The organism is Chitinophaga sp., from assembly GCF_036566945.1.
Lineage (GTDB): Bacteria > Bacteroidota > Bacteroidia > Chitinophagales > Chitinophagaceae > Chitinophaga.
Map to the genome: position 1 here is coordinate 1 of NZ_DATCVJ010000207.1, position 4,472 is coordinate 4,472.

Below are 4,472 nucleotides of genomic sequence, written 5' to 3' on the forward strand. Positions count from 1 at the left end.
TTTTTTCTTTATTAAATATGCACACAGCATATACGATATCAGAATTCTTATCTACATTTAGCCTCATTAAATATCTTACGATGCGTAGGTTGTTGCGTATATCCCTTATCGTTATAGCCATGCTTTCAGTGGTATATCTTCTGGGCCCCAAACCGGCCGATCCGGTATATAATCGTGGGTTACCATCGGTGCCCGCTGCCGGCACGGCACTGGAGGATTACATTCAGGCAAAAGAAGCAAAACATCATTTGAAGCCGGATAACGAGGCCCGTATCGTATGGAATGATTCCCTGCACCACAAAACACCTTATGCCGTAGTATACCTGCATGGCTTTTCCGCCAGTCAGGAAGAAGGGAATCCGGTACATCGCAATTTTGCCACGCGCTTTGGCTGTAATCTTTATTTATCAAGACTGGATGGACATGGGATAGATACTTCAGATCCGTTGCTGCATATGACCGCAGCAGGTTTATGGGAAGATGCAGAAGAAGCATTGAGTATAGGCAAAGCACTGGGCGACAAGGTGATCCTGATGAGTACTTCCACCGGAGGCACGCTGGCTTTGCAGCTGGCCGCGGCTTATCCCAACGATGTGTATGCACTGATCAATATGTCGCCCAACGTGGCCATCAATGATGATCTGGCTTTTCTGGCCAATAATCCCTGGGGGTTGCAGCTGGCCCGGGCCGTCAGCAAAGGGGATTTCAGGCGTGGTAGTGATAAGGACCCGGAACGGGCAAAATACTGGTATACCGACTATCGCCTGGAAGGGGTAGTACAGCTGGAAAGTTTGCTGGAATCCACGATGACCCCGGAAACCTTTGCAAAAGTGCATCAGCCGGTATTGAACCTGTATTATTATAAAGATGAAACCCACCAGGACCCTACCGTAAAAGTGTCTGCCATCCTGGAGATGGAAGAAGCGCTGGGAACTCCCGAATCCCAGAAGGAAGCGATCCCCATTCCCGGTGCAGGTGTACATGTGATGGGCTCTGCGCTGACTTCGCATGATTTGCCTGCCGTGGAAAAAGCCATCAGCGAGTTCGCCATCAACAAGTTAAGAATGACCCCGGTACGGTAACACTATTTAGTTAGCCGCAAATGTGAAATCTTTTTTAACTTGTGGTAACATTCCGTATTTAAGCAACGTTAAGTAATCTATGCGTCTTCGTTTTAAACAGATCATCGTTTTTGTTTTCCTGGTATTGGGCATATCCCTCTGTCACACAGGTGCGATGGCGCAGGAGGCGCATGGTGCGGATGTCATTCCGTTGCATGCGATTGTGGTGGGTAAAGACACGATTCCGGTCATTACCCTGGCGATCGTTGATGTAGTGGAAAAAATGCCAAAGGCACTGCGTAAGGAACGCGAGCGCTGGAGCCGTTTACGGAATGCGGTTTATGTAACCTATCCTTATGCCCGGTCAGCTGCCAAAGTGCTGAAAGACGTGAATACCAGCATGGCCAACATGAATAAAAGAGAGCGCAAAGCTTTCCTGGCCACCAAAGAAAAAGAACTCAAAGCCCAGTTCGGCGATAAACTGGAAAATCTCTCCGTATATCAGGGTAAGGTACTCATGAAATTAATCGACCGCGAAACCGGTCAGAATTGCTTTGAAATTATCAAAGAACTCAAAGGTGGGTTTAATGCCCGCGTATGGCAAACCGTTGCCTTCTTCTTTGGTGGTAATCTGAAAAGCGATTATGACAAGCAGGAAGATAAAGACATCGAGGTAATCGTTCAGGAGCTGGAAATGTACCAGCATTACCGCGCCTATAATTAATTCTGCTATCTTCGTAATATTCGCCTGTAACGAAAGAAAAAGGGATTATTATGAAAGCAAGGATCTTACTTACCAGCTTACTGTTTATTTCAATAGGCGCTATGGCGCAATCTGTGGAGGATGATGACCCGGTATATGTGCTGGACAGCGTGGTGGTAACCCAATCCGCCATTGGCCAGGTAACACCGGACCGCATTGGTGTGATCACTATTGCCAAAGGTTCCAAAGCCATATTAAAATACGGCAGTCAGGCGGCCAACGGCGTGGTATATATAGAAACCAAACCCTTTGCCCGTAAAAGGGTGAATGCCCTGTTAAGCAGCGAATCTCCCGCATACGACAGCCTGTTGCGTAAATACGGCAACGACAGCAGCTTTTACTTTATCGTGAACGGCAAGCCCGTAACACCCACCAACGAAACCGGTTTAATGACCGTCGATCGCAAAACATTCCGCACGGTACGCATCATCGATGAAAAGGAAGTACAGGATAAGTACCAGATAATGGACCGGAAGGCCGGGGTAGTCATTACCAGCTCAGAAGATTAAATATTTTCCCATCTTTGCACCTCAATTTACAGCATATGAAACTAGATATACTGGCAATAGCGGTGCACCCGGACGATGTGGAACTGGGCTGTGCAGGCACACTGATGGTGCATGCGGCACAGGGAATGAAGGTAGGAGTAGTGGACCTTACCCGGGGAGAACTGGGTACCCGTGGCACACCGGAGCTGCGGATAGAGGAAGCAGCGGCAGCAGCGAAGATTATGGGACTGGAAGTACGTGAAAACCTCGGTTTAGCCGATGGCTTTTTCAAAAACGATACGCTGGAACAAATGGCTATCATTACGGCGATTCGTAAGTACCGCCCGGATATTGTACTGGCTAACGCCATCGATGACCGTCATCCGGATCATGGCCGTGCCGCCAAACTGATAGCAGACAGCTGCTTCATGGCAGGGCTAAGGAAAATCGAAACGTCGTCAGACGGGCAGCCGCAGGAAGCCTGGCGTCCAAAGCAGGTATTTCACTTCCTGCAGGACCGTTACCATGAACCAGATTTCGTGATAGATATTACATCAGTGATAGACCGGAAACTGGAAGCCATTAAAAGTTTCAGTTCCCAGTTCCTGGCGCCCAAAGATAACGAGCCACAGACCTATATTTCCGGCTCCGGCTTCTTTGATAGTGTTGTTTACCGCGCTAAAATGCTGGGCAAAATGGTAGGAGTGGAGTATGCCGAAGGTTATACCTCTGCTAAAATGATTGGTGTGCGGAGTTTTAAAGATATGATTAATAAAACTACTTAATGAGAGAAGGATTGGTCACTCGTTTTTAGCAGCAATGCAGTGGAAACGGCCCAGGGGCGGGCCAGCCTTAAACTTAAGCAAAAATGCAGCGTACACCAACCAGTGTACGCTGCATTTTTGCTTAAAAGAAGTCTGCGACCCCGATTTGGCCACATCGTGTTGACCAGTTCAAGTCCACCTTATCTGCATCCCAACCCCGCCCATTGGACGCTTTGTAGTCTTACCCTCCGGGATGCTAAAACTTACCCGCTATTTTTCTATCTTGGTAATATGAAAAAGTTACCCGCTTTCCTCCTCCTGTTTTTGGTGGCATTATCTGCCGGCGCCCAGAAAACAGACAAACGGCTCACCACCATTTTAGCGCCCCTTCTGACGGCTTTCAACGGGCAGGCCGGTATTTATGTGCATCACCTTAAAACAGACCGTATAGTGGCTATAAATGCCGATACAACGTTTCCTACGGCGAGCATGATTAAAACAGCGATACAGGTGGGCATTTTTAACAAGTTGGCGAAAGGGGAGCTGCAGTATCATCAAAATCTGGTGTACCGGGATTCTTTGCTATATAAGGGGGAAGATATCCTGGGCTCGTTCAGGGACAGTGAGCAGATTTCGTTGGACAAGGTGGTGATGCTGATGCTGACCATGAGTGACAACACCGCCAGCTTGTGGTTGCAATCGCTGGCCGGCGGAGGACTCGTGATTAATCAATGGTTGCAGGAGCATGGGTTTGAACATTTGCGGGTCAATTCCCGCACAAAAGGGAGGGAGGCCAATCGCCAGGAATATGGGTGGGGACAAACCAGTCCACGCGAAATGGCCAGGTTGCTGGAAATGATCTATAAAGGAGAAGTCATCAATGCGGCCGCAAGTGAGCGCATGTACCGGAATCTTACCCGTAACTATTGGGATCAGGAGGGGTTGACGCAGGTACCCGCCAACGTTCGCACCGCGTCAAAAAATGGCGCGGTGGATGAATCACGTTCGGAGGTGATCATGGTAAATGCGCCTCACGGCGATTATGTGTATTGTATTATTACCAAAAACAACAAGGATCAGGGTTGGAACCATGATAATGAAGCATGGCAATTATTGCGAAAGGTGGGTTTTATACTCTGGCAGTATTATGAACCGGCCAGCCAATGGAAACCCGACCCCGCTTCGGGGCAGTTTTATTAACGGTCAATGGGACCCGCTAAACACTAAATGAACAGATCTCGGGTAGCATCAAATTCATCGTGTTTAATGATACTGTTTTTGATAAACGGAATCAAAGCAAGTCCAATCGTTATAACCACCAGTAAAAAGTATTTTTTCTTCATTTCCATGCTAATTGTGTTAAAAAAGTCCAACTATATAACTAAATAACGTGCCA

Annotated in this window: 5 protein-coding genes; all 5 read left to right on the forward strand. The window is 47.8% G+C overall.

Translation table 11 applies throughout. From position 1 onward, the window contains the following. Positions 1–80 precede the first annotated feature (80 nt). The 5 genes from VIP81_RS05915 to VIP81_RS05935 all read left to right on the forward strand — a co-directional run bounded on the left by VIP81_RS05915 (position 81) and on the right by VIP81_RS05935 (position 4,276). Positions 81–1,082, forward strand: coding sequence for an alpha/beta hydrolase (locus tag VIP81_RS05915; protein ID WP_331957550.1), 1,002 nt, complete (start codon positions 81–83; stop codon positions 1,080–1,082). Between the two features lie 79 nt (positions 1,083–1,161). Next, positions 1,162–1,785 carry a DUF4294 domain-containing protein gene (locus VIP81_RS05920; protein WP_331957551.1) on the forward strand — a complete coding sequence of 208 codons (624 nt, stop codon included), beginning with the start codon at positions 1,162–1,164 and terminating at the stop codon, positions 1,783–1,785. A gap of 50 nt (positions 1,786–1,835) precedes the next feature. Next, on the forward strand, positions 1,836–2,333 hold the full coding sequence (locus VIP81_RS05925) for a hypothetical protein (protein ID WP_331957552.1): 498 nt from the start codon (positions 1,836–1,838) through the stop codon (positions 2,331–2,333). 35 nt (positions 2,334–2,368) lie between these two features. Next, a complete protein-coding gene (bshB1, locus tag VIP81_RS05930) occupies positions 2,369–3,097 on the forward strand; it encodes a bacillithiol biosynthesis deacetylase BshB1 (protein WP_331957553.1) in 729 nt (242 codons plus the stop codon). 270 nt (positions 3,098–3,367) lie between these two features. Beyond that, positions 3,368–4,276 carry a serine hydrolase gene (locus tag VIP81_RS05935; protein ID WP_331957554.1) on the forward strand — a complete coding sequence of 303 codons (909 nt, stop codon included), beginning with the start codon at positions 3,368–3,370 and terminating at the stop codon, positions 4,274–4,276. Positions 4,277–4,472: the final 196 nt, after the last annotated feature.